This is a genomic window from Lactiplantibacillus garii (genome assembly GCF_003885105.1).
Lineage (GTDB): Bacteria > Bacillota > Bacilli > Lactobacillales > Lactobacillaceae > Lactiplantibacillus > Lactiplantibacillus garii.
On record NZ_QWZQ01000002.1, the window covers coordinates 1 to 26,623 of the forward strand.

General features: G+C 50.2%; 17 protein-coding genes and 1 other annotated feature. Of the genes, 8 read left to right on the top strand and 9 right to left on the bottom strand.

The genetic code is table 11. The features are described 5' to 3' along the window. Positions 1–86 precede the first annotated feature (86 nt). Together D1831_RS00730 and D1831_RS00735 are read left to right on the top strand one after the other, a co-directional pair. Positions 87–3,707, top strand: coding sequence for a BspA family leucine-rich repeat surface protein (locus tag D1831_RS00730; protein ID WP_125070707.1), 3,621 nt, complete (start codon positions 87–89; stop codon positions 3,705–3,707). Between the two features lie 69 nt (positions 3,708–3,776). Continuing rightward, positions 3,777–9,116, top strand: coding sequence for a mucin-binding protein (locus D1831_RS00735; RefSeq protein ID WP_125070709.1), 5,340 nt, complete (start codon positions 3,777–3,779; stop codon positions 9,114–9,116). Positions 9,117–9,217: 101 nt separating this feature from the next. On the opposite strand, the gene D1831_RS00740 is transcribed toward D1831_RS00735, so the two are convergent. Beyond that, positions 9,218–10,105: a helix-turn-helix domain-containing protein gene (locus tag D1831_RS00740; RefSeq protein ID WP_225422743.1), complete on the bottom strand. Its 888-nt coding sequence runs from the start codon at positions 10,103–10,105 to the stop codon at positions 9,218–9,220. 159 nt (positions 10,106–10,264) lie between these two features. Between D1831_RS00740 and D1831_RS00745 the strand changes: the two genes are divergently transcribed. Together D1831_RS00745 and D1831_RS00750 are read left to right on the top strand one after the other, a co-directional pair. Beyond that, positions 10,265–11,770 (top strand): FAD-dependent oxidoreductase, encoded by a 1,506-nt coding sequence (locus tag D1831_RS00745; RefSeq protein ID WP_125070713.1) that lies wholly within the window; start codon positions 10,265–10,267, stop codon positions 11,768–11,770. Positions 11,771–11,807: 37 nt separating this feature from the next. Continuing rightward, positions 11,808–13,019 carry an MFS transporter gene (locus D1831_RS00750; protein WP_125070715.1) on the top strand — a complete coding sequence of 404 codons (1,212 nt, stop codon included), beginning with the start codon at positions 11,808–11,810 and terminating at the stop codon, positions 13,017–13,019. Positions 13,020–13,159: 140 nt separating this feature from the next. Here the strand turns inward: D1831_RS00750 and D1831_RS00755 are convergent, their stop codons facing one another. Beyond that, positions 13,160–14,632, bottom strand: a complete 1,473-nt coding sequence (locus D1831_RS00755) for an FAD-dependent oxidoreductase (RefSeq protein ID WP_125070717.1) — start codon at positions 14,630–14,632, stop codon at positions 13,160–13,162. Positions 14,633–14,983: 351 nt separating this feature from the next. Further along, positions 14,984–15,514, bottom strand: a complete 531-nt coding sequence (locus D1831_RS00760; protein ID WP_125070719.1) for a histidine phosphatase family protein — start codon at positions 15,512–15,514, stop codon at positions 14,984–14,986. Positions 15,515–15,842: 328 nt separating this feature from the next. On the opposite strand from D1831_RS00760, the gene D1831_RS00765 reads away from it, so the two are divergent. Together D1831_RS00765 and D1831_RS00770 are read left to right on the top strand one after the other, a co-directional pair. Next, positions 15,843–15,962 (top strand): putative metal homeostasis protein, encoded by a 120-nt coding sequence (locus D1831_RS00765; RefSeq protein ID WP_179950275.1) that lies wholly within the window; start codon positions 15,843–15,845, stop codon positions 15,960–15,962. Between the two features lie 308 nt (positions 15,963–16,270). Then, positions 16,271–17,029 carry a helix-turn-helix domain-containing protein gene (locus D1831_RS00770; RefSeq protein WP_125070723.1) on the top strand — a complete coding sequence of 253 codons (759 nt, stop codon included), beginning with the start codon at positions 16,271–16,273 and terminating at the stop codon, positions 17,027–17,029. An 8-nt stretch (positions 17,030–17,037) separates the two neighbouring features. On the opposite strand, the gene D1831_RS00775 is transcribed toward D1831_RS00770, so the two are convergent. The 6 genes from D1831_RS00775 to D1831_RS00800 form a co-directional block, all read right to left on the bottom strand. Beyond that, positions 17,038–18,207, bottom strand: coding sequence for a GGDEF domain-containing protein (locus D1831_RS00775; protein ID WP_125070725.1), 1,170 nt, complete (start codon positions 18,205–18,207; stop codon positions 17,038–17,040). A 226-nt stretch (positions 18,208–18,433) separates the two neighbouring features. Further along, positions 18,434–19,729: an asparagine--tRNA ligase gene (gene asnS, locus D1831_RS00780; protein ID WP_125070727.1), complete on the bottom strand. Its 1,296-nt coding sequence runs from the start codon at positions 19,727–19,729 to the stop codon at positions 18,434–18,436. Positions 19,730–19,764: 35 nt separating this feature from the next. Further along, a complete protein-coding gene (gene asnA / locus D1831_RS00785; RefSeq protein WP_125070729.1) occupies positions 19,765–20,772 on the bottom strand; it encodes an aspartate--ammonia ligase in 1,008 nt (335 codons plus the stop codon). Positions 20,773–20,853: 81 nt separating this feature from the next. Next, positions 20,854–21,106, bottom strand: a binding site (T-box leader). A 123-nt stretch (positions 21,107–21,229) separates the two neighbouring features. After that, positions 21,230–22,636: a C69 family dipeptidase gene (locus D1831_RS00790; RefSeq protein ID WP_125070730.1), complete on the bottom strand. Its 1,407-nt coding sequence runs from the start codon at positions 22,634–22,636 to the stop codon at positions 21,230–21,232. Between the two features lie 34 nt (positions 22,637–22,670). Then, positions 22,671–23,918, bottom strand: coding sequence for an RNA polymerase sigma factor sigma-70 region 4 domain-containing protein (locus D1831_RS00795; RefSeq protein ID WP_125070731.1), 1,248 nt, complete (start codon positions 23,916–23,918; stop codon positions 22,671–22,673). 49 nt (positions 23,919–23,967) lie between these two features. Beyond that, positions 23,968–24,231, bottom strand: coding sequence for a hypothetical protein (locus tag D1831_RS00800; protein WP_125070733.1), 264 nt, complete (start codon positions 24,229–24,231; stop codon positions 23,968–23,970). 214 nt (positions 24,232–24,445) lie between these two features. On the opposite strand from D1831_RS00800, the gene D1831_RS00805 reads away from it, so the two are divergent. Beyond that, a complete protein-coding gene (locus tag D1831_RS00805; protein WP_158610627.1) occupies positions 24,446–24,646 on the top strand; it encodes a helix-turn-helix domain-containing protein in 201 nt (66 codons plus the stop codon). A 167-nt stretch (positions 24,647–24,813) separates the two neighbouring features. After that, positions 24,814–26,616 (top strand): DNA helicase RecQ, encoded by a 1,803-nt coding sequence (gene recQ / locus D1831_RS00810; protein WP_125070737.1) that lies wholly within the window; start codon positions 24,814–24,816, stop codon positions 26,614–26,616. Positions 26,617–26,623: the final 7 nt, after the last annotated feature.

Consider the following 26,623-nt stretch of genomic DNA (forward strand, 5'->3'; position numbering starts at 1 on the left):
GTTAGTAATATTAATTTATTAAATTCAATGATAAATGGATATGATTATGAAGCTGTTCATTAATTCAGAACGATGGGGGAATCGTGATGCGTTATAAAAGTAGAGCAAGTTCCAAGGGGTTAGCGCTTCTTGGTGTCACCATATTTTCAGCGAGTTTAGGATGGGATTACATAACGGCCCACGCCGATACGACGCCGACTGCCGATCCTAAAGCCGTAGTTAAAACCACCAACGTTGAGCCAGTCCAAACTAACGGTCAATCAAACCAGACCGTGTTAAAGACTGGAAGTCAACCCGTAGCGCCTACACCTGAATCGAAACCAGCCGGCACGCCGACCGCCACTGAATCGACGTCCAAGCCAGCGACCACGGATGCCACACAACCAACGACACCGGGCGTATCAGATACGACTGCTAAGGACGCGACGCAGCCAGCCAATGGTCAAAAGGTAGCTGAGCCGGTACAGCCAAAGGCAGCGGCGGGGACGGAAACTAAGCCTGTCAATCAAGGGACGAACACCACGCAACCAACCACACCCGTAACGAATCAGAACGTTAAGTCCGGTACCGCGCCGGCAGTGACACCTGATAAAACGGATGGGGTGGAAACTCCGGACAATGCAACCAAGAACGTTCAACCAGTTACCACCACTAGTTTAAGCCGGCCACAACCGTTAACCCGGTCCAATTTAAAACTTAATCGAATGAGTTTAGCGGCGGTACCGGAAGCGGAACCCGTCACGGTGCCCGACGAAGCCGATGACATCGCGAGCGGGGACTTTGGGACCCACTGGGAAATCAATAGTAAAGGTATTTTAAAAATACACGGGGGAACGTTGGCTGATACTAAGGGTTCTCAGCGTGTGAATAACGTGGTGCAAGGAAGTCCGTGGAAAGATCACGTTGCGGACATTAAAGGTATTGATGTTAACGTTGACGGGACCGTTTATACGGGCGCGGACGCTTCATATTTATTTAGTGGTATGGATAAGTTAGGAAATCTGGACTTAACTAAGTTAAATACGAGTAAAACCGTAAACATGGAAAGTATGTTGGACGGTCTCAACGCAACTAGTGTTAACGTGTCCGGTTGGGACGTTTCGAACGTAACAAATGGTGACGGCTTATTTGAGAGTACGAGTGGTTTTACAAACTTAGATTTAACGAGCTGGGATGTTAGTTCATTCAAAACGATGCGGTCGATGTTTTGGGGTTCGAACTTAGCCACCGTGAATACAACTGGCTGGCAACCTAAACACGTCACGACTATGGCAAGCATGTTTGAAAAATCAAGACTTAATCAGATCATTGGTTTGGAAGACTGGGACACGTCGTCATTAACGTCGACGCAAGAAATGTTTTATGGTGATAAATATTTAACTAAACTGGACCTTAGCCATTGGAACGTTGCAAACTTGACTAATATTTATATTATGGTTGACGGCTCCGGCGTGCAGAGTATTGATATTAGTAATTGGAATACGCCTAAGTTAACGAGTGCTTCCTCTGCTTTTGAAAATAACATCAATATGACGACTTTTAAAGCAGATAATTGGAACGCTGAAAACGTCACGAGTTTTGAAGATATGCTGGCATATAACACCGCACTAAAAGATGTTGGTGATACGGGAACTTGGAACGTTAAGAGTGTCCAAAATGTTGCGGCCATGTTTTTCAATTCTAAAGTTGCCAAATTAGATCTAAGCACTTGGAACATGGATCACGTGACGAGCGCGAACGCAATGCTGAATCAGTGTCAAAATCTCTGGTACCTAAAATTAGGCCCCCATTCAACGTTAGTCGGTGGGATGTTACCGACAGTTGGTAGTAGCAGTCTTTATGACCCCAAAACGCAGCACTATTACAGCGCCGACAGTAGCAAAGTTTGGCAAACCCTGGGTGACGGTGACGTGCACTGGCCTAAGGGGAATCAGACCTATACTTCGGCACAGTTGATGGCGCTTTATCAGGATTCACAACCCCGACCACAAAACGTGGAAACTTACGTTTGGAAACAGCAAGTCATGCAAGCTACGGCTGGGCTGCAAAATAATGCCGATAATCCGGTGGTCACCATCAAGGCGTTTGACGGTCAACCGGGACCAGCTGAATTGGACCCTAGTGGCTACTTACTGGCGGTCACCACGCCTGATAATCAGAAAATTAGTTATCAACTGGAAAAGGGCGATATTCGTTATCAAAGTGCTCAGTTGGCGCACCCGGGTCAGTACCGCGTTGAACTGACCACGCAGGCCGTTCAAAAGTTACAGCAAAAGTTTAAGGCCTATAACTGGAACTTGGATACTAAAATCACCGGAACTTACACCATCCTGCCTAAACCCGAAACGATTAATGACTTCCATTTCCAGTTTGCCGCAAACAAGACTTACGATGGTCAAATCATGGCCAACCCAACGCTAACCTTTAAAACTTGGGATGGTAACACGATCAACGTGCCAACGATTCAGGATGATTACCGGGCCGTTCAAGATAATAAGACGGTTGGTGTTGTTCGCGATGCTGGTCAGTACGACTTAACCTTTGCGATGTCCAACGTGATTGCACGACTCAAGCAACAGTTAGGAACGCAGGCCGCTTACTACGACTTTACGGTGAACCCGATTGGTGATCAGACCTATTCAACCACGTACACGATTGCAAAACGGGACCTCCACGTTGACATGAAGGAGCAAAAGGAAGTTTACGCCCGTCAAATGTTTCATTATAACGTGGCGAACGTATCAGTCACTAACGGGGTCTCCAATGATAATCTAAGTTATTACAAAGTGGATGACCCGCGGATGGTTGACGCGGGGACATACCAAATTGGGTTACACTTCACTTATCCGAATAATCTTAAGAACTACAACGTGGTTGGCAATACTACCGCAAACTTAACCATTACGCCCGCCACTTTAAACGTGACGATTCCGGATGACACCGTTACTTATAACGGCAAGGTTCAAACCATTAGCAAGAGTAAAGTGAAACTCGGTGGGATTTATAGTGGCGATACTTTAGCCTTTACGGTTGCAGATAGCGCGGGCGCGGATGTTGGGGTCTACCCAATAAAAATTAGCCTAGTCAAAGATGACTTTAGTAAAAACTACCAGTTACCAGCGGACGCTGCTGGTCATTTGACCATTAAGCAGGCTCAACTTTTTGTGAAGATGCATTCGCGCACCGTGCAGTACGACGGCCGGGAGCAGACGTTACTCCCAAGCGACGTTGAGGTAACCAACAGTAATACCAATCAAATCGTGGGTGCCGACGAAGTGCCGTACACGCTGAGCAGCGGAAGGGGTGTCGGCACCCACGACATTAAAATCACCTTCACGGACCCGCAGACGGTGAAAAATTACGCCATCACGGGCACAGACCAACCTGGCACGCTGACAATTACGCCGGCCGTTTTAACGCCGGACTTTAGCGGTGTAGCAACTAGGGTTATTGATTATGACGGGAAGACCCACACATTTGATGGTGTTAAGCTAAACGGTGTTTTGAACAACGATCCAATCAGTTTTACCGTTGACCAAACGGCGAGCGCGGACGCGGGGACGTACCAATTGGGCGTGCACTTAAACGCCAACGCCGCTAACGATAACTACGTGTTGGCGGGCGGCAGCGACTACCTAACGATTGACCCGGTCCTAGTTAACGCCACGCTGGCAAACCAGACCGTGACGTACAACGGCAAGCAGTAAACGCTGGCTAAAAGCGTGGTTAGTCTCAATGGTCACGCTTTGGACAACGTGATTGATTTTGAGACGAGCATGAGTGATAAAACGGGAATTGGGACCTACACCATTCACCTCAAACTAGACCCTGCTAAGGCCAAAAACTACCAGTTAAACGGTGACCCGACCGGTACCCTGACGATCGTGCCCGCTAAATTAACGGCGGTGGTCCCCGACCAAACGCTGACTTATAACGGCCGCACGCAAGCCATCGATCAAGATGCCATACAGCTGCAAGGCGTGGTTAACGGCGAGGACGTCACGTACACTCTGGCCGCTCGGGATAACGACACGACCAACGTTGGTCAGCACGCGCTGGCTTTGACGTTGGCGGACACCGAGGTTAATCACAATTACACGTTGACCAACCCGCGTACCGGCACGCTGACCATTAATAAGGCTAAATTAGCCGTTAACCTGGCGGATGAAACGGTGACCTACAACGGTGAGTTGCAAACGCTTGCCACCGATCACGTCACGTTCCTGAACCCGGTCGACGATAAAACAATTGGTTACAAACTCACGAAGAGTACTAAAACCGGCGTTGGCGATTACACGATCCAAATCAGTTTGGACCCGGCCAGCCAGAAAAACTACGAACTGGACCCGGTCAATAGTAAGGCGACGGCGACGCTGACAATTACGCCGGTTAAGCTGCAAGCCCGAATGGATGATGCAACCGTGACTTATAACGGTCAGTCCCAGACGCTGCCGCAAACGGCGGTACGCATTACGGGCGCTATTAACAACGAGAAAATTTTATACGACTTATCACGGAGCGACGCGGGGGTCGGGGACCATCCGATTACCCTGAGCCTTGCTAAAAATGAGATTAACCAGAATTACGTTTTGGCCGGGCAGACCCAGTCCACCTTAACGATTGAAAAGGCCCGCTTAACGGTCACGATGAAGGATCGGACCGTTAGTTATAACGGGTTGCGGCAGGGCTTAACTGCCGGTGACGTGGTGGTCCAAGATCAAAATAATCAATTGTTCACGGCCTACACGCTGACCAAGTCCAACAGCGCGGACGCTGGCACGTATACGGTTAAACTGAACTTTAACGACTCTGACGCGAACTATGAGGTCGACGGCCCGACGACGGCCAAGCTGACCATTACGCCGATCACGCTGAAGGTGGCGATGGTGGACCAGCAGACCGTTTATACTGGACAGCAACAAACCTTCGACCGTAATCAAATCGTGGTTAGCGGGGCCGTCGCGGGGGAAACGCCGGTTTACACGCTGACGAACAGTGACAGCGCCGATGCCGGTCACTACCAGATTCATTTGACCCTGGACCCAACCGCCAAGGTCAATAAAAATTACCGCTTGTCCGACGATGACCAACAATCATTAAGCGGCGATTTATGGATTCAAAAAGCGGCCATGACCGTGATCATGAACGGCAGCACCGTGACTTATAACGGCCAGCAACAAACTTTACAGCCTAGCGACGTTCAGATTTTAGGCGCCGTGAACCCGCAAGATGCCCGGTACACGTTAACAACGAGTACGTCCAAGGACGTGGGGGCTTACCAAATTAAGTTAACGTTTGATAATGCTGATTTAGCTAATAACTACACCATCACCGGTAACCAGAGCGCAACGCTTAAAATTACCCCGGCCGAGTTAACGGCGCGGATGTTAGCCCAAACGGCGACCTACAACGGTGAGCGGCAAACGCTGGACCGCGGCCCAATTCACATTCTGGGCAACGTTCCAACGGAGCACGTCAAGTATAATCTGACGACGAGTGATTCGGCCGACGTTGGCGACCACTTGATCAGCCTGACACTGGATCCGACGGAAAAGAATTATTATCTAAGCCCAACTAGCGCCGTTTTAACGATTACGCCGGCGGAAGTAACCGTTTATCTAAACGATGCGAGTGCCGTTTATAACGGTAAGCAGCAGACGCTAGCGGCCAAGGACGTTACTATTACGGGACTGTTAGCTAACGTCGATTCAACGTATCACCTGACCAAAACGGCCAAAGCGGGCGTCGGTCAATATCAAATCAGCTTGAACTTTGATAACCCGAATTACCAAGTTACGGGGAAAGCCACGGCCCAACTGACGATCACGCAGGCACCGCTGACGGTTACGTTGCCGAAAGCCCAGGAGCGGACGTACAACGGCCAGTTACAGGTTTTAGACCCGGCGGACGTTCACATCTTAGGCAGCGTCGCGGGCGAAGCGATTGCATACACCGGTGGCAGCACTGCTCAGGCCGGCGTCGGTCATTACGACGTTGCCGTTCAGTTAGCTAAAAACGACATTAACGCGAACTACGTTTTGACGGGCCCGACTAGTACCACGATTGACGTACTGCCGGCACCGTTGACCATTAAGATGCAGGGGCAGAGTGTCGTTTATAACGGCCGGCAACGGACCCTTGAGGCCGATCACGTTCAAGTTGACGGCTTACAAGGCAGCGACGGGGGCGCTTACAGCCTTTCAAAGAGTGCCGCCGGCGTTGGTCGCTACCAGATCAACTTGACCTTTAACGACCCGGCAATGATGAAAAACTACACCATTACGGGCCCAACCAGCGCGCCGTTAACCATCACGGCGGCCCCGCTGACGGTTGCCTTAACGGACCAAACCGTAACGTATAACGGTCAGCAGCAAACCCTTAGCGGTGACGCCGTTCAGGTTACGGGTGCCGTGAATGGTGAACAGATTCGCTACGCTTTAAACAAGAGCAGCGACGCAAAAGTCGGGCAGTATCAAATTAATTTGATACTGGCGGACAACGGCGTTAACGGTAATTACCAGCTGACCCCGGAATCGAAATTGAACGCATTACTGAATATTAAGAAGGCTAAACTATCCGTCCGGTTACGGAACGCGACGGTTAATTACAACGGTCACGAACAGAGTTTACCGGCTAGTGCCGTGGAAATTACCGGCAACGTTCCAGGCGAACAAATTCAGTACCGGCTAACCACTAGCCAGAGTGCTAATACTGGGCAGTATCAAATTTCGTTCAGCTTGCTGAACAACTCGGTTAATCAAAACTACGAGGTTGCTACGGCGGGGACTGCAACCGCCCGAACGGCTCGCCGTGCCCGAATGAACGCGGAGAGTCTGGTGCTGATTCCCACCCAGGGACCCAGCGCGACGCTGACCATTAAGCCGGCGGAAATCAGCGTGAAATTACGGGACGCACAAAAACCGTACGACGGGCAAACCCAGACGCTTGACCCGCGGGACGTTATCATTAGTGGACTGCTTAACGGTGACCAGTTGGATTACCGCCTAACGCAAAGCGCCGGCAAAACGGCTGGTCAGTACCAGATTCACTTTGAACTGACCGACGCGCTAATGAACCGGAACTACGTTTTAGCCGCTGACAGTCAGCAGCCGAGTGCCACGCTGACGATTACTAAGGCCAAACTGGTCGTTATCAAAATGGCCAACGACACCGTGGTTTACAACGGTCAGCGCCAGACACTTAAGCCGAGCGACGTTCAGCTCCAAGGCCTCGTTAACGGGGATCAACTGAATTACCAGTTAACGAAGAGCGCCGATGCTAAAGTTGGCCAGTACGTGATTCGGTTAGTTTTGCCAACGGACGGCAGTGGTCAAAATTATGAGTTTGAAAATAACCCGAGCGCGTTGTTAACGATCATTCCCGCCGACGCGACGATTCAGGTCCATAACGCATTGGCTTGGTACGACGGGCAGGAACACCAACCAACGGTCAGCGTGACCGGCCTCGTCAACGACGACCAGCTAGGTTACGCCTTGTCAGCTGGTCAAACTGACGTGGGTACGCGGCAAGTGAACGCTAAACTGGACACTGCGAATGCCACTAACCAGAATTACCACGTTAAATTAATTCCCGGTACCGTAACGGTTGGACGGGTTGCCGTTCACTATTTGGACGAACAGGGTCGAACCCTGGCGCCGGCAACCACTGCCAGCCATGACGCCCAGCTCAACTACACGACTCAACCGTTAACCATTCAAGGTTACGACGTTGTGGCCGAACCAACCGGGCTACCGGCGAACGGGCGTTTAACGGGAGTGGGCGGCACCGTCAGCTACCATTATCAGGCCAAGACGGTCCGCGCCCGGGTCACTTACCTGGACGCGACCGCTAAAACGGTCCTGGCCCACCAAGATTTAACGGGTAAGTATGGCAGTTTGAGCGCTTACCGGCCAACCGTCGCGGCTTATCAACAACAAGGGTACGTTTTGGAAACGTCGAACTACCCGGGTGACGGCAACGTCTTCACGGACTTGACCGGAACGGCTAATTACGTGGTAGCCCTGAGTCATCAGCTGGTGGTCGTGACGCCAGCGACGCCGGGGCAACCGGGTCAACCGGTCGCGGTTTATCCACAAGTGAATTACCCGGCCGGTACCGGTGCGGACGCGTTAACGCGGACGATCACCCAGCGGGTTCACTACGTTGATCAAAACGGGCAACCATTAGCGGCTGACCACGTGGCGACCGTGAAGTTTAACCGGACGGCCACCGTCGATTTAGTCACGAAAAAGGTAACCTATACGGACTGGCTGGCGGTCAACGGAGACCAGTTCAACGCGGTCACCACGCCAACGATTAAGGGCTATCAAGCTGTTCAGAACCAGTCACAAGTGGTTCGCGTAACGCCTGACAGTGCCGACAACGTGCAGACGGTGGTCTACCAATTGGTGCAAACCGATACTGGCAGTCACGGTAACGGTGGTACGAACACCGGCTCAGACAACAATAATCATGGCAATGGTGATACGACTACTGGTCCAGATAGTGATGCTCACGGTAACAGTGGTGCAACCACTGGCTCGGATACCGGCAATCCTGATAATGACGGTGCGAATACTGAATCAGGCACTGGCAATCACGGTAATGGCGGTACAACCACTGGTACGGATACCGGTAACCATGATAATGGCGGTATGAATACCGGTTCAGGCAGTAGCAATCACGGTAACGGTGGTACTAATACTGGCACACATCCTGACAGCCAGGATCATCATGGTGCGACTGCTGGTGCTCATGGTAACGGTAGTACGGGCACTAGTTCCAATACTGGTAATCACCATAATGGCGAGATGCCTACTGGTTCCCAAACTGGCAGTCACGGTAACGGAAAAGTTGATAACCAGCAACATGGTGGTGCAACCACTATGAAACAACAAGGGTTATTAACGAAACCGCAAGTTTTACCGGGAACCGCGGCCGTTATTGACCAGCCAACGACTACGCAACCAGCACCTAAGTCCGCGGCAACTGGGAAGTTACCACGGACCGATGAACAAGAAAAGCAAGCGGCCAGCGTACTTGGCTGGCTCGTGATGAGTCTGAGTTTACTGGGTCTCGGTGCTAAAAAACGGGATGCACGTAAACGGAAGAATTAGGCAATAATAGCAAGTTAAAACGGTAGTCGGCTTAGATCGACTACCGTTTTTTGTGAGTGTTACGAGTTATTGTGGTGGAGCCACAATGCTAGGGCAGTGCGCTATTTTAGTGGAGTGGAAGATTCTCTCGCTGGCCGGTACCCGTGGCTTTCCCGATATTCCCGCGGTGTCATGTTCACGGAACGTTTAAAAATGGCAAAAAAGCTGCTGATGTTTTTATAACCAAGTTCGAAAGAAATTTCTTCAATCCCTTTATTGGAAAGGCCCAGCATCCGCTTAGCCAATTCGATACGCACGAAGGCTAACTGTTCGGTAAAGCTTTTGTTAAATAACTTCCGGCAGAGACGTGAAAAGTAGTTTTTATCGTAGCCGAAGTGGGCAGCGGTTCCCCTTAGAGTCGCGTCCTGACTGTGAAGGACGAGGTAATTAAAAATCATCCCGGATTGCGTGTCGGCGCTGGCGTGGTGAATGTTACTACCCGGAAAGTCGGAATCCGTAATCGAAATGGTGGCTTCGTGATTGCGCAGTAATTCAGTCATGAGCAGGCCGACTGCCATTTCCCGTTGGTAATCAATGAAATTGTCCGTTAGATCATGGCGTTCCAGTTCCATGATCAACTCAACGTAACGGTGCTTGAGCTGCTGATTTAAATTTCGGTACACAACGTAGTGCAACTCGTGCTCACCGCCGTTCATCAGGTCGTGGACCATCGGGTTGTCACCGACCACCACCAGGTTTAACGGACTCGGCGCGTGGAGTCGTTCGGTGAGAATGTTCAGTTTAGCCGGTGCGCCCAGATTTTCGAGGGTCACCGTTGCGGTGGAAGAAATCATGACGATGTCGTAGGGGCTGAGCGAAAGGTATTGTCCGTTCAGGCGTAATTCACAAATTGAAAGGCTTTCAATAAAACGAATGTGAAAATGTGCACTGCTACCCCCAATAAAGAATTGGGATTCTGCTGGATAGTTGTAGAAATCGCTTTCTTTCATAGATAACGTTTGTTTTATGGTGACCGTTTGAGCCATTAAAATCACTTCACTTTTCTGAAAAGATACTTATCAGTAACTATAAAGATATTATACACTATCTACTTGTGTATTTTTTAGCATTATACTGAATTTGAAAATTCAGATAGGGAGTGCATGAAGATGACAAAAGAAACTTTGAATACCGATATTTTAGTTGCTGGAACTGGCGGGACCGGGTTAGCCGCTGCCTACGCCGCCGTGGAAAAGGGCCTGAAAGTTTTGGTCATTGAAAAACAACCCCAAGTGGGTGGGAACACTAAGATCTCAAGTGGCTTTTTCGCCGTTAACTCGAAGGAACAACGCGCCGCTGGGATGCATTTATCAACTAAGGAAGCAATTGCCGAATTAGCTGATTATAACCACTACTTGTCTAACGGGGCCTTGTTGTCACACATTATAAATAACTCCGCCGGTACCTTGGAATGGCTGGAAGGTATGGGGATGGAAATCAAATTAAATCCAACCGCCAATACGACTCAATTTGCACACCGCGATAACCCGTACCGTGGCGGTTCTTACCACATGTACCAGCATAAAGACGAAAGTTATCAACGGGTTCAAAAGACGTTGGAAGACGCCGGGGTTGAATTTAAATTTAACACCACGTTGACCGACCTGCTAACGACTGACGGAAAGGTGACCGGTGCAACGGCTACGAACGCGGCTGGCGACGAGCTCATCATTCACGCACAGGCCGTCGTCGTGGCGACTGGTGGTTATGGTGCCGATAAGGAAAAGGTTGCCAAAACGATGCACACGCATAATTTACGGACACTCGGGGTTCCGAACATGGGTGAAGGCATGCGGGCGATGGTCAAGGCCGGCGCGACCGACATTGACAGCCACGCGTTGATTCACGCCGCACAGTTAGCCAAATCGAAAGTAACGCAAAAAACGTCCCAGAAGCACTTAGCCGGCTTTTCAACGAACGTTTTAACGCAATTATTATTAACGCCGCAACTCTGGGTCAACATGAAAGGCAAGCGTTTTGCCAACGAAGACGTGGTCTACGATACGGTTGAATGGGCCAACGCCGCTTGGTCGCAGGGTGGTAAGTACCTATTCATTGTGGATAAAGCCACTTTGGATAAATTTACCGCTGGGAAAAACGCCGAGGAAGTTTCTAAAGCGGGTCCCGGCGCGGCAACTGGTACGGGTGACTTCACCGCGTTAGCCGAAGAAGCCGTTCAGGGTGGTACAGCGTTTAAAGGCAACAGCTTGGAAGAATTGGCGGCCAACGCGGGCATGGATCCGGAACGCTTCGTTCAAACGGTCGCTCAGTATAACGACGCCATCCATGCTCAGGACGATCAGGAATTTAGCAAGTCGACTAAGTCGTTAGCTTACTCGGTTGAAACCGGACCATTCTACGCCTTTATTGCCCAGGCCGCTTACTTAGGCACGGTCGGGGGTGTCCGGGTTGATGAAAACCTCGCCGTCTTGGACGATAACTTTGAACCGATTCCGGGACTCTATACCGGTGGTGCCAACGCTGGCGGTTACTATGAAGGTCATAGTTACCCGGCCTTTGAAGGACTAGCATCCGGTTTCACCTGGACTTCGGGTCGCATTGCCGGTACGCACGCCGCGGATTACGTTCGCGCCCACGCAGTCACCGCACAATAAAATTAAGATAAAAAATTAAATCAAGGGGATGTTCACCATGGATACGTCGCATCACGTAGCGCCAATGAGTAAATCATACGTTTCAAAGACCCGTATCGGGGTCCTCGCCGTCAGTTCGATGGGGATGGCAGCGTTAGCCATCACACCATCGTACGCCGCAATCGCGAAAAACTTTGCGTTAAGCAATACCGGTGTCCAAATGTTGACGTCGTTGCCGAACCTATTTATGATGCTGGCCGGTCTGATTATCGGGAAACTCACTGCCAGCAAGATTCCGTTAAAAACATTGACGTTGAGCGCGGTCGTCCTAGTCGTTATCGGCGGATTCTTACCGCTCGCGTTTCACACCAGCTTTACCTTTCTACTATTCTGTTCCTGCCTAGTGGGGCTCGGACAGGGGGCCTGCACCAATTTGTCACAAGTCCTGATTTCACAAATGTTGCCGGAAAAGGAACGGCAGTCGACGATGGGCCTAACCACCACCTTTACTAATATTGGTGGGATCGTCTTCATCATGGGCGGCGGGCAGTTGGCCGCTTCCAGCGGCTGGGTCAGCAATTATTGGATCTACCTGTTCTCGCTATTAGTGTTAGTAGTCGTTTTAGCACTCGTACCGTTACATCCGGAAGCCTTAGACGGTACCGACGATGGTGAAACTAGCGGCGCAATCAAACTTAATAAGTACGTCTTTTACTGCGCAGCCTGGGGATTTGGCGTGATGCTCCTGAATAACGTTTTAAACAATAACATTTCGTTATTCATTGCCGAACAAAAGCTGGGTGCCACGTCACAAGCCGCTTTGACTTCCACGATTTCACTGATTGGCGGGATGCTATGTGGTTTGATCGTCGGGGTACTGGGCAAACGGTTCAAGTACTCGTCAATTGCGATTTCTTACTTACTGTACGGTGTTTCCTACCTCGTCGTTGGTTACGGTCACTCGTTAATTGCCGCGTTTATTGGCAGTTTCTTCGTGGGAGCCGCAATGAGCATTGCCATGGGGCAGTTCCCATACTTGATTTCAATTGCCGTTGGTAAAAACAGTGTGTCGATGGCGCTAGGGGTTTACGTTGCCATCTATTCAATTGGTGGTGTGGTCAGCCCGTTCGTTGTTAACCCGTTGACAAGTGCCTTGCAAGGATTGGGCATGAACGTCTTTGCCGTTAGCGGCGTCATCGCTTTGATTTTAGCGGTGGTCTGCTACGGCGTGAAGTTCCAAAAGAATTTGGTTCAAGCTTCACTTGGTTAAAGAATCAATAAGTACTACTACGGGGCCGGTAAACTGATTTTTCAGCTTACCGGCCCCGTTTTTGAGTCGTTACACATTAAAAGCCCGTTCACTTGGGGGAGTGAACAGGCCTTAGGTCTAGTTTGGTGTCAGCTAGGTGATCAGGCTAAACTAGTAGAAGTTGAAAGGTAAGTTGCGACGTTGGCCGCGGCGTTACGACCGGAGTAAAAGTTATAGCCTGACTGGGTACCGGGCATGTTGACGGTGTAAGTATCGCCAACGAGCACACCGGAAGCGTCGTTGCCGGCGGCGTACAGCCCCTTGATTGGTAAATCGTCATCATCCAGCACGCCGTTATGGTCGTCAACTTTGAGACCGCCCATTGTGCAGAAACAGCCAACCCCAATTTCTAGCGCGTAGTAGGGGCCACTGGTTAAACCGAGAAGGAACTTAGGATCTTTGCCAAATTCGGTGTCAACACCGTTCACTGCTAACTGGTTATAGTGGGTCACGGTGGCGGCTAAATTAGCTAAGCCCGTTTTTTGAGCCAGGGCATCAACGGAGTCGGCTTTGGTAATAAAGCTGGCATGCCGAGCCAGTGCGGCGTCCAATTCCTGTTGTAAGTCTGGTAACTTGTCATCCATGTAGGACCAAGTTCCCATTTCCTTTAACAGTCCCTGGTGAATAAAAGTATCGACGGTGTGCTGATCAAGAATCGTGAAAACGCGGTGCTGGGTGAGCAGCGCGTTGCCGGCGTGTGAAAAGTTGTCCAGTGCGGTGCGTTCGTTGACGAAGCGTTCGCCCCGTTGGTTGACCCAGAGCATGGCTTGCTGGGTTGCGGCTCCGTTAAGCTGAGTCTGCCAATTTTCGTAAGAGGGCCGGGTATCATCAAGAATTTGACCGCCAAATAGTTGGCCGGTACCTAAGTGGTATTTTTGCGCGCCGACTTCCCAAGCCATAGTCAAACCGTCACCAGTATTTTTCCCAGAGTTAACCGGAATTAACTGGTGCTGGTTTTTACTGATTGAGCGGGTCAATTTCGGATTATTCAAGTAACCGCCAGTCGCTAAAATAACGGCACCCGTTTTAATCGTGACGGTGTCGCGGCTACTAAAGTCCTGAACGATGATTCCGGTCACGCGTCCATCATTAACTTGTAAGTGTTGGGCTTCAACGGAAGTGACAACTTCGGCACCGGCCGCCTTAGCTTGCGGTTCCAGCGTGCCATGAATGACTTGTTCACCACGCCCGGTGTACATGTGCATCGTGTGGTCGCCGTCGCCAACGGGCAGGATGCCGTCAAACTTGACGCCTAGATTAAGTAGCCAGTCGATGTTTTTAGGACTCTGTTGAATAAAATGGTGCCACGTGCGGTTGTCCGCGCGGTAGTGGGTGTAGTCCATGACTTTATTTAAAATGGCCTGACCGTCCAAATGGATATTTTCATCCCGCTGAACCTGGGAGTTAACGGCAAAGCCGCCGTCCATGTAGTTACCGCTACCACCAGTCGTGCGTCCCTTTTCGAGTACTAACACGCTCAGCCCGCGCTGACTGGCCTCCAACGCCGCGGTGTAGCCGGACGCACCGGCGCCCACAATGACTAAATCATACCTTGCTTGTTTAGGTAATCCCATTATTAAAACCTCCGTTCAAAGTTTGACGGCACTCATGATCAAATAGTCACAAGCCAACGGAGACTGTGTGGCAGAGTGTAATACGCATTTAAAAAGCGCTTACATCTTTGCGCGACTACGGTCCCTTTCAAGGATCAGTATACTAGCAATCGAACGTGGGAAAAATATTGCAGGATATCTAAATTTACCCGGAAAGGTATCTTTTCTTGGGTGAAAATTGGCAAATAAAGACCGGGTATCTGGGAGGCTGTGTTACTTAACGTTAAAACGAAATGGTCTTAATTTCACCATAAGCAATTTTTTGCCAGGGACCAAGTGCCGAATTAAATAAACTTTCAAGATGGCGGCCTCCTAATTGACGTCCATTTCCCGTACGTCGCAGTAGTCGAGAGCGTTCCAGTCACCGAGCTGGTGAATAATTTCGCCGTGGCTGATGCAGGCAATGCAGTTGTAGTTTGCGGCGTACCGCTTTAAAACGTTGGTAAAGCGGGTGCGCATTTCTTCAGCGGTATCGTAGTGGAAGGGACAGTCAGCGGGGCGAACGTGGGGGTGCTCCAAATAAGCCTGGTAAGCGGCGGCAGCTTGTTGATCGTTATCGGCCCGTTTTCCGGTATTATCCGGTTGCCACTCCCGCAGGTCAAGTTCGACTTTTAATGGCAGGTCGTTGTAACGAACGAATTCCAACGCGGTTTGCAAGGCCCGGGTATAGGGCGAAGCGAGGATCAGTTGCACGTTTTTAAATAGTGGGTCGTGGGCCCGTTTGCGGGCAATCTGGATGCCCCGGGTGGTGAGCGCACCGAGTTCACGGCCGTAACCATGTAAATTGGCAGCGGTGACTTGGTCGTAGGTGGGTTCGGAATGGCGGATTAAGTAAACTTTCATATTAAAACTTCTTTCAAATTAACCTGGCGAACATTGTTAGTCGGCGTTCAGTTTATAATGGTGGTAAGGAGGGTGGTGGGATGGTGAAAACTCGTAAAGTAACTTTGTGGATTGCCACGTTGACCGTTGTGATTGATATTTTGAACCTTATCTTAATTATACGCAAACGTCGTCAAGATTAACGAAAAAATCAAAACGATATTTTCGAGATATTGATGCGGTAACGAGCCGGACATTTCGCACCGTAGGCAAACTAGTTGGTGATTGTGCATCCCCGTGATATATTTAAATAGTAATAATTACTATTTAAAGTAAAGGAGTTATGAACGTGGAAAAGCAGGATTTAGCTAGTGCGCGGCGGCGCCTGAAGAGTTCCAATTTGAAGTCCCGGAAACGGGCGTTAAAAGTTTTGCACGATTACCGGCGCAACTTACAAAAAAGTAAATAACAAGCGACGCCCGCTAAATTCCTTGATGGAGTTTAACGGGCGTCAATTGTTTTGGAAAAATCACCCTAGGATTATTGCTGGCCTGGGGGTACGATAAGGGTAAACGTAGCCGGTGGCCGCAGTAGGTATGATTTCCCGGGAAATTTAGCAATTGAGCTGTGGGTGGTTCGATGACAAACTGAAACGGGCCGGCTCAAAGTTATTAGCGCGTACGACGACCATTAGGCGGCTTAAAGTGAATTCAACCATGAGTTGATTGGCTATTTGTGCGATAACAACTAACATAAACGGTGTAGGGGGCGAATAAAATGTTATTACCAGCGCTTTTGAAATTACGGCGTCACCAGCACAATTTGACGCAGGGGCAGTTAGCCGCAAAATTGTACGTAACGACACAGGCCGTTTCGAAGTGGGAAACGGGTAAGGCGGTGCCGTCAATTGATAATTTGTTAGCTTTATCGGATCTTTACAACGTTTCATTAGATGAATTGGTCCAGGGCAGTCCGTTTTTTAAAAAGCCGTACATAGTTGGACGGCGCTTTAGCTTTCAGCGGGGCCTGGTATTAACCTTAGGGTGGCTGCTGATCAGTTTGTTCTTTACCGGATTTGGCTACCAGCCCTGGTGGTTGTTCGCGCTTGTTTTTGGGTTGGGACTAGTGGTCGTAGTACCGGTCGCGGTCAACGACTACTGGATCATTACAACGCGCGGAATTGAACTTTATTCGTATTCCGACAAACTGGGACTAAAACTGCGGCAGTTGGTGAGCGGGCACCCGGAAAAAGTGACGTTCGATTACGCGCAGCTCCAGCGGGTAACGTTAAGGTATCAAGTTCGGCAGCGACCGTCCCCGTTTGACTTTAATCCCGATTTATTTCAGCTCGTGTTGACAACGACCGGTATGAGTCGCTCCGTTAATCTCAACGCGCAAGTGCCGGACTACCTCCCGCAATTGATCGGGTTATTGACGCGTAAAGGCGTTTCAGTACTGGATGAACAGTCGATTTTACCCGTAATTGTTAGTGGACGATCCGTATATGAATATTTTCATGAAAAAACGCTGGGGTAATCAGCGTTTTATAGTTTAGCGGGGACCCGACGCGAAGGGGGTCGACGGCTTGGAATGCGGCCGGTGCGACTCCTTAGGGGCCTCGTCAATGGTAATTTGTTTGCGCCCACACGCCGGTAAAAATCAAGCGGGTTGTGGTCTTTCATAATAACTTCGGAAGCACCGATTGAAACGGTAACGTGTAGGGTGGTTCCATCGTAAACGATTGGCAACTGTGCCACCGTATCCAGGATCTCTTTGGCGGCCTTACCGGCAACCGCGGTGTTCAAGTTGGGCATGATCACGTTGAACTCTTCACCACCGGTGCGGTAAAGGTTGGTCCGTTCGCCGTACGACTTTAAAACGGTCGCGACGGCTGCGGCCACCTTTTCAAGTACTTGATCACCGGCCAAGTGTCCGTACGTATCGTTAGTTTGTTTAAAGTGGTCGATATCAAACATGATCATCGACAGCGGTTGGTGATGTTTCGCGCAGTGCTGAAACTGGTAGGCGATTTCACGGTCGTACGCCGCGTAGTTTTTGACGTGGGTCAGCGCGTCCCAATTCGCGGCTTGGAATAAGCGGTCCTTGATCCGCTGGTTGCGGTCCTGAATTCGAAAGTAGCCGTACATCATCACGGCTAAAAGCAGGTAGCTAAAGAACTCCTCCGCGAAGGTTGCCCACGACAAATCAAAGCGCAACCGAACCGTTGCCCACAGCAGACCGCCGAAAATGATGGCCGTTCTAAAGTAGCGGAGAAACGGGTGTGGTGCCATGGCGACACTTTGAAAGTACGAAATAATGTAAAACGCGGCGAAGATGACCGTGTACCCCCAGGAAAGGGGCTGGTCGACGTTGCCGTTTAAGACCATGAAACCAATCCCCGCCAGCGTGACTAACCAGTACGGAATCCAAATTTGGAGGAAGTACGCGATAAAAATCAAAATTAGTAAGTTAAAGCTGGTAAACGCCCAGGAAAGGCTGCTGGCCCGCACGATCAGTTGCAGACCAAAAATGGAAATGACCGCACAAGTGATACCGACAATCGTTTGAATCTTTTTTAAATCGGTGGTGTTTTTTTGCCGAGCTTCAAGTTTAGTCGTGACCCAAGTATAAACGGACCAGTAAAGCGTAATAACGCCAAGGAAAAAGAAAATACTAGTTAAGAAGGGCGGAATAAGCCATAGCGACCAAGACATATTAATCAGTCCTTTGTTTATATTAATAAACTTATCACCTTAACTATAAAGCAATTCAGTCCATAAAACCATCAAAATTTCATATAATGGATTATATGATTTGTGAATGATTCTCGGTAAACGTTATGACCGTCAGTCAAAAATGTACCGGGTTCCTTTTCGATGTCAAAGGGCGGTCCGCAATTGCTTGCGTGACCGCCCTTAGTGGTAGTAAGACTTATTTACTTTACGGGTAGAGCCGGTGTAACATCCGCGGGAACGGAATCGTTTCCCGAACGTGGTCTTGGAGTGTAATCCACGCGAGGAAGCGTTCAAGGCCCATACCGAACCCGGAATGCGGCACGGCCCCGTACTTGCGCAGGTCGAGGTACCAGTCGTAGTTGCCGAGGTCCTGTCCGGACGCTAATAAGCGCTGTTTTAAATAGTCGTAATCGGTTGAGCGTTCGGAACCCCCGATAATTTCACCGTAACCTTCCGGCGCCAGCAAGTCGGCGGCAATTACCACGTCGTCCCGGGTCGGGTGCGCCTGCATGTAAAAGGCTTTAATGGCCTTCGGGTAGTTGAGCACGAAAACCGGCTGGTCAAAGTGTTCCGCCAAGAACGTTTCTTCCGGTGAGCCGAAATCAACGCCCCAGTCGACGTCAAAGCCGTTTTGCTGCAGCAGCGTGATGGCATCGTCGTAGGAAATTCGGGGAAACGGTAACTTAGTGTACTTTTTCAACGTGGCCACGTCGCGGTCCAGGACCGCTAATTCGTTGGTACAGTGGTCAATGACTGCTTGCACCAAGTACGCGACTAGTTGTTCCTGAACTTCCAGGCTCTCGGCTTGGTGCATCCAGGCCATTTCGGGTTCTAGTTGCCAAAACTCGGTCAGGTGCCGGCGGGTCTTGGACTTTTCGGCCCGGAAGGTTGGTCCAAAGGTGAAAATCTTACCAAAGGCCATTGCGGCGGCTTCCCCGTACAGTTGACCAGATTGTGAGAGGTAGGCGTCTTGTCCGAAGTAGTCCGTTTGGAATAATTCGGTGGTGCCTTCCGGTGCGGACCCGGTCAGAATTGGCGCGTCAACTTTAATGAAGTCCCGGTCGTTGAAAAATTCGTAGACCGCTCGGATGACCTCGTTGCGAATGCGCATAATGGCGTTGGGCTTGGACGACCGCAGCCACAGGTGGCGGTGATCCAACAGGAAATCAATGCCATGCTCCTTCGGCGTGATCGGGTAGTCGTGACTGGTACCGACGATTTCAAAATCGCTGATGGCTAGTTCGTATCCGAACTTGGAACGGGTGTCCGCGTGAATCGTGCCGGTAACCCAGAGGCTAGTTTCCTGTGCTAAATCAACCAGTTGCGCGAAGCGGTCTGCGCCGAGCTCCTGTTTGAGGGCGACACCTTGAAAAGTGGCGGTCCCGTCGCGCAGTTGCAAAAAGGCGATTTTTCCACTGGAGCGCTTATTGCTTAGCCACACCCCAATTTTGACCCGTTCGTCGGTATGTTTAGCCGCGTTGATAATGCTGATTTTTTCCATGACATTGATGCTCCTTTACGTTGGATTGTTAAAAATTAAAGTAAGTGAATGTTGTTAGCTTCGCACTTGTCGATCATGGCTTGTGGCCAGAGGGCGGCTTGGACTTCGCCAACGTGGGCTTTGCCGAGTAGTAACATGCATAGGCGTGATTGACCGATCCCACCACCAATGGTGTAAGGAACCGAAGCGTCCAAAATCATCTTGTGGTAAGGCAGGCTTAAGCGGTCTTCGGCGTCCACGTCCTTTAACTGTTTCTTCATGGAATCGGCGTCGACCCGAATCCCCATGCTGGAAATTTCGATGGCTTGATCCAACGGTTCGTACCAGAATAAGATGTCACCGTTTAACTTCCAGTCGTCGTAGTCGGGGGCCCGGCCGTCGTGACGTTCGCCACTGTCGAGGGTCCAGCCGATTTGCATTAAGAACACGCAGCCAAGCTTTTTCGTGATCGCGTTTTCCCGTTCGCGGGGCGTCTTGTCGGGGTACATGTCTTCCAGTTCCTGAGTCGTGATGAAGTGAATTTCATCGGGTAAGTGGTAAACGGCCTGCGGGAACTTGTACCAAACTTCGTGTTCCATGTGCTTGATGACTTTAAAAATGGTTTTAACGGTACTTTCTAAGGTTTCGACGTTGCGTTCGTCCTTGGCAATGACTTTTTCCCAGTCCCACTGGTCAACGTAGGCGGAGTGGTAGTTGTCTAAGTCTTCGTCCTTACGAATGGCGTTCATGTTGGTGTAGAGGCCTTCGTGCATGCCGAAGCCGTAGCGTTTCAAAGCAACCCGTTTCCACTTGGCTAATGAATGGACAATTTCAATGGTTTCGTCGCCCATGTCTTTCATGGTGAAGGAGACCGGCTTTTCAACCCCGTTCAAGTTATCGTTCAAACCAGTTTTCTTTTCAACGAACATTGGGGCGGATAACCGGGAAAGGTTTAACTGCTTGCCAAATTCTTCTTGGAAAGTTTCACGGATGTAACGGATGGCTTGTTGGGTTTCTTTAACGGATAATTTTGGATCGTAATCCTTTGGAATAATTAAATGCATAAGTCGGAGCTCCTTTAAAATTTTTTAGTTGGACGGACAGTAATTAGCAAGATAAAAAAAAGCCTTCCATCCCTTGAATTATCAAGGGACGAAAGGCTTCTTTCGCGGTACCACCCAAGTTGTCTGCCAGATGCAGACCAGCTTTAAAATAGAGTACTAACATACTCTACCGATGATAACGTACCGGTTAACGGCTAATCCTACTTTAACGAAGTTATTTCAGTTAGCAACTAAGAAAGTGTTATTCGGACTAATCAAGTACTGGTCGGGTTTCCACTCATCCCCGATTCACTGGCAGGTTGATTAATCGTACTCCTCTTTCCTACGTTTTTTATCTTGTGCCATTTATACTAGCACTTATTTTCGGTTTGTAAACCACTAAATTAAAATTAAATTAGTACGCACTCATAAATCCATCATTTGAATTTAACGCGAACGCTTGATTTAACGGGCTTGTTTAGTCGTTCAGATTATAACGTAATTTCATTTTTTCGGAACCAGCGATCACCATTTCACCAAGTAACTTGGTCTGTAACTTCATCGCGGTGTCCGCCAGTTGTTGGTTGGCGGCTTCGAGGTACGTCGTGACGTCCTGGTGGTGACTCAAATCAGCGTCGGTGTCGTTTTCAATCTTTCGGTAAGCACTCATGGCTTCTAATTCGTAGCTATTACGCATGTCAACGTAGAAGTCGTAGTCGGTATCACCAAGCAGGGCGGTCGTGCAGCTTAACCAGTACATGTCATTGAGGTTAAAGGTCCCGTTGGCGTTTTTGTAACTAGCCGGGGTGTCGTTAACGTTGGCGTAGAACGGCACCACCGTGTTGAACGTGTTGGCGCCAAAGGCTAACCAGTGAATCCCAGCAATTTCAGCGGGCACGTTGTTGCGAATTTGCAGAATGTGGACGTCGTGGTTCCGGTTGATCCCGATTGGCCGGAACAACTTCTTGTCGGCTTCGGAGCCGCTGCCGTAAACGTCGTACTTGGTATTTTCAAAGTGGGAGCTTAAAACGAACTTAACGTCCTCGATGGAAATCTTGCGGTTAGCGTGGCAAATGAACGGTAAGTCCTGTTCCATCGGGTCCTGTTCCACGTCGGGTGTGAAGTACTTCTGGCCAAACCAAGCCCGCGGGTTATTGTAAACCGTGTCCTTAATGGTGGCACTGCCGAAGATGTGGCGTAAGTTAACGCGGTCAAAGTCGGGGTTCAAGTTGTACTTGGCAATTAAAGCTTCCAAGTCATCGGAAGCCAGCGTGTCGTCGGCGTCAAAATCGAAGTCGTCGATGTTCATCCGGTTTGGTGCGACTACGTAAGCGTCGTCCGGAATGCGTTTAGCGGCCCAGTGATGCCCACCGATCGTTTCTAACCACCAAATTTCGTCTTGGTCCGAAAAGGCGATACCGTTTGGTTCGTAGGTCCCGTATTCTTTCAGCAGGGCGCCTAAACGGGTGACCCCTTCCTTGGCACTGTGGATGTAAGGCAAGACTAAAGTACACAGGTCTTCTTCACCGATCCCGCCGGCGACTAACGGGTCAACCCCTTGAATCCGGGAATTGGTCGTAATGGTTTCGGTCGCGGACATCGCGACGTTTTCACTGTTGATCCCGGCGGCTGGCCAGGTCCCGTTAGTTAAAATTGAGTTCGGAATTGACGTGTAACGTAACGGGTTATCCGGCAATTCCACTTTAACCTTGCTAATGACGGACTGGTAGTGTTTAGGCTGGTCTTCGGGATTGACCACCACTAACCGTTCGGGATCGAGCGCTTCGTGACCGTCGTCGTTTCGTGAAATGATGGTTGAGCCGTCAATCGAAGCCTTCTTACCGACTAAGATCGTGGTGCAAGAGCCTTTAATACGTTTTTCCATAAGTGTATCCACTCCTTATATGCTGTTAAAGCCATTATACGCTTTCTAAGCCGGGGGTAACACCGTTAGCCGAGCTGGTCGCCACGGCCTTTTTGAGGATGTAGTTGACGCCGCTGATACTAATGCCCGTAACCGCCGCAATTTCCCGGTAAGTTTTACCGCGGGCGTGGAGTTTATGAACCAGAGCGTACTTAGCGTGCCGGTTCTGCTGTTTATCGCGCGTTGGCAGCGGTGTCTGGGGTGTCGGGGTATAAATGGGCGCGGGTTGGACAGTTTGAACGGGGGGCTGCTGGTACAAGTGATCCATTTTACGCATGACGGCCTCGGTCGTTTGAACGTCCCAAATCGCGTTATGTTGGTGTGAGTTGGTCAGGTTAAAAAGGGCGGCTAGGCCGTTTAGGGGGAGGTCGTGGTAACCGGACTTGTGGTTACCGTGGTTGATGATCGTATTCGTAAACGCCTGGGCGTCAAAGATGCTGACCGGAGTCGTCACAATTTTTTGTTCGGTTGGCGTGAGTTCCGCGTAGTGGGCCGCAATGACGCGCCGTAAGTACTTGACATCCTGCGTCTGGTCCCAGAAAACGAGCGGTAACTGGGCTTGTAAAACTTGATTGGTAAAGGCTTTAATGATGGCGAGGGGCGCGCCCTGACGCTCGTATTCTGCCAAGGTCAGGCCGGTTTCGGCCAGCCCGGTGAGCTTCTTTTCGGGGAGAAAGTTGGGATTATCAAAGTAACGGTTAAAAAAGATCGTCGATTGCCGGTGGGCGTTAAAGCTGATGGCACTCAGCTGGAAAACGTTGGTTTTGAGACCTAAGAATTTGTAGACCTGCCAGTTAATGGTGTTGGACGCACTGGTCCGGCGAAAGAGGTTGCCAAATTCACAGTCCACCACAACGTAGTGCGTCGGCATGGTCGTTAACAGCGTGATGGGCAGGAGCACTTCGGGATGGTCAAGGGGGCCCTTCGTCCCAAGCGGCTCGTTGGTGGGCAGGTGGAAGCCAAACGACTGTAAGAAGGCGTGACAACTGGGCGTGATCGCGGCGGTCGTGCAATTAACCACTTTTTTAGCGGTAATGACGAGTTCGTTACGCTGAGCGAATTTAACGTGGTAGCGTTCCTGATCGTCGCGCTGAATCGCGGTGACGTTGCCGGCAGTCGCGTATTCCTTAGCCAGGGTCAGCCGGTGGTCGGGCTGAATTTTGTAAACGGGACGGTTTAGCAAGTAAAGACTGTTGAGGTTGTTAGGGTTCTTGCGCTCTAACATGGTCAAAACGGATGACATGTACATCACTCCTCTGGTCTGGTTACGTTTATTGTACGCAGATTGTTCGTTAACTTGCCAATGATTGCACCGGGGTACCGACCATGAATTTAGTGATCACAAATTGGTGCCGGCGGTTATAGTGACCGTAGAGGGCTAGGCGGGCGTCCGGCTGTAATTGGTAAAATAGGGTGAGGGCGTGCTTGACCACGATGCAGTGGATCGGGGCGGCGTCTTCCTCAAGGGGGCGGACCCGGACGTAGAGCATTAGGGGGTCCCATTTTAGAATCTTGGATTGGTTGTCGTACTTAACCGTTAAACTTTGTTCGTGCATGTTAATCACCTCAAAATCATTATACGAACATACGTTCTGATTTGCAACTGAAAAGTGAACCGAAAAAAGTTAAGTTCGAACGGACCGTTGCCGAACCGTTTGGAACGCTAAACTTAAAAATATGAACGAATCGGTAAAGTTCTGGGGAAAAAGCTACAAAAATACGGTAACTCTTGGTATGATAAAATCTGGACGAATGAAAGGGGACCTTGCCATGGAGCGTGGACGACGCGCAACGCTAGAGGAACGAATTGCCATCGTAAAGTATACGTTGGCCCATGAAAACAACTATCAGCAGGCAGCCGACCGGTTTAACGTCTCCTACCCGCAAGTTTATACTTGGGTACGCAAGTATCGTCAAAGCGGCATGGAGGGCTTAGTCGATCATCGGGGCCGGCCTAAGCAGGTTAAGTAAGCTTACATACGAAATCCAACTTCGCAGATTGAAGTTGGATTTTTTCGTTTTTTAAAGGTATTTTTTGCGGAATTAGAAGGGGAGCAACTCCGGGGAGCTTAGTTGTATCTCGTTAGAATACCCTGTAAAATGGGACCATTAGTGATAGGAAAAGGAGCTCGTGAACGATGGATTTAGCGGCGGCGCAACAAGTATTAAAAACGACTTTTGGGTACGATGAATTTCGGCCCGGTCAAAAGGCGGTCATCGAACAAGTTTTAGCCGGTGAAAACACGTTGGCAATCATGCCGACCGGGGGCGGAAAGTCCCTGTGTTACCAAATTCCGGCGTTGTTGTTTACGGGATTAACGGTGGTCGTTTCACCACTGATCTCGTTAATGAAGGATCAGGTGGACGCGCTCAACGATAACGGGATCGCCGCGACCTTCATCAATAGTTCCCTGAATAATCAGGAAATTAACGAGCGCCTTCAAGAACTGCGCGCGGGCGACTACACCTTGCTGTACGTGGCACCCGAACGGCTAGATTCCGAATACTTCATTCAGGCGTTGGGGCAGTTGCCAATTGACCTGTTAGCCATTGACGAAGCCCACTGTATTTCGCAGTGGGGCCACGATTTTCGGCCGAGTTACTTGGCATTGAGTACCGCCATTGAACAGTTGCCGACCCATCCGCAGGTGCTCGCTTTAACGGCGACCGCCACGGAACAGGTGGCACAAGATATTTGCCAACAGCTTTCAATTGACCCGAACGAAGAGGTCAACACCGGCTTTGCCCGTGATAACTTGAACTTAGCGGTCGTTAAGGATCAGGATACCGACCGCTACATTTTAGACTACTTAAAAGTAAACCAGGGCGAAGCCGGGATCATTTACGCCAGTACCCGCAAGGAAGTCATGCGCTTAACCAAATTGTTACAAAAACACCACGTTAAGGCGGCCCCGTACCACGCGGGATTAGACGACGACGTCCGCCGGCAAAACCAGGAAGATTTTCTGTTTGACCGGGTGGACGTGATGGTGGCAACCAACGCTTTTGGAATGGGCATTGATAAGAGTAACGTCCGTTTCGTGATCCACGCGCAGGTTCCTGGGACCCTGGAAGCTTATTACCAGGAAGCCGGGCGCGCGGGACGGGACGGGTTGCCCAGTGAGGCCATCCTGATTTTTCGTCCGGCCGATACCCAGCTGCAACACTTCTTTATCGATGAATCCGAAATGGACGACGAGCATAAACACCGGGCCTACCGTAAACTTCAAGTGATGACGCAGTACGCGAACACCCAGGGCTGTTTGCAACAGTTTATCTTAAAGTACTTCGGTGAAGCCTCCCAGCCCTGTGGCCGTTGCAGTAACTGTACCGATGAACGTGAAGCCATGGACATTACTACCGACGCTCAAAAGGTGCTCTCCTGCGTGGTCCGGTTACACTCGCGGTTTGGTAAGGGCGTGGTGGCGCAGGTACTGACCGGGGCCAATAACCAGCGGATTCGCGAATCCAATTTAAGTGAACTGTCAACGTACGGTTTGATGGCGAACCAGCGCCAAAAAAGCGTCGCCGAACTGATTGATTTCTTGACGGCGGCCGGCTATTTACAAGCCGTTGGCGGCCAGTACCCCACGCTCACGGTGACCCAACTGGGAGCCGACGTTTTACGGGGCAAGGCCACCGTGCTACGCAAAACGGCACGAACTGTACAACAGTCCGTGCCGGAAAACAGTGCGTTATTTGAACAGTTACGCACGTTGCGGCGTAACTTGGCGGAAGAGCAACAGGTGCCGCCGTTCGTGATCTTCTCGGATAAAACGTTACATTCCATGTGCGACGTGATGCCCGAAGACGATGCCGCCTTCCTCAGTGTTCGGGGAGTGGGGCAAAGTAAGCTTGAAAAATACGGTGAGGTCTTTATGGCGACCATTCGGGCCGCGGCCCACGAACCGGCAACGGCGGATTCAGCGACGGCCGACTGAGAATCAC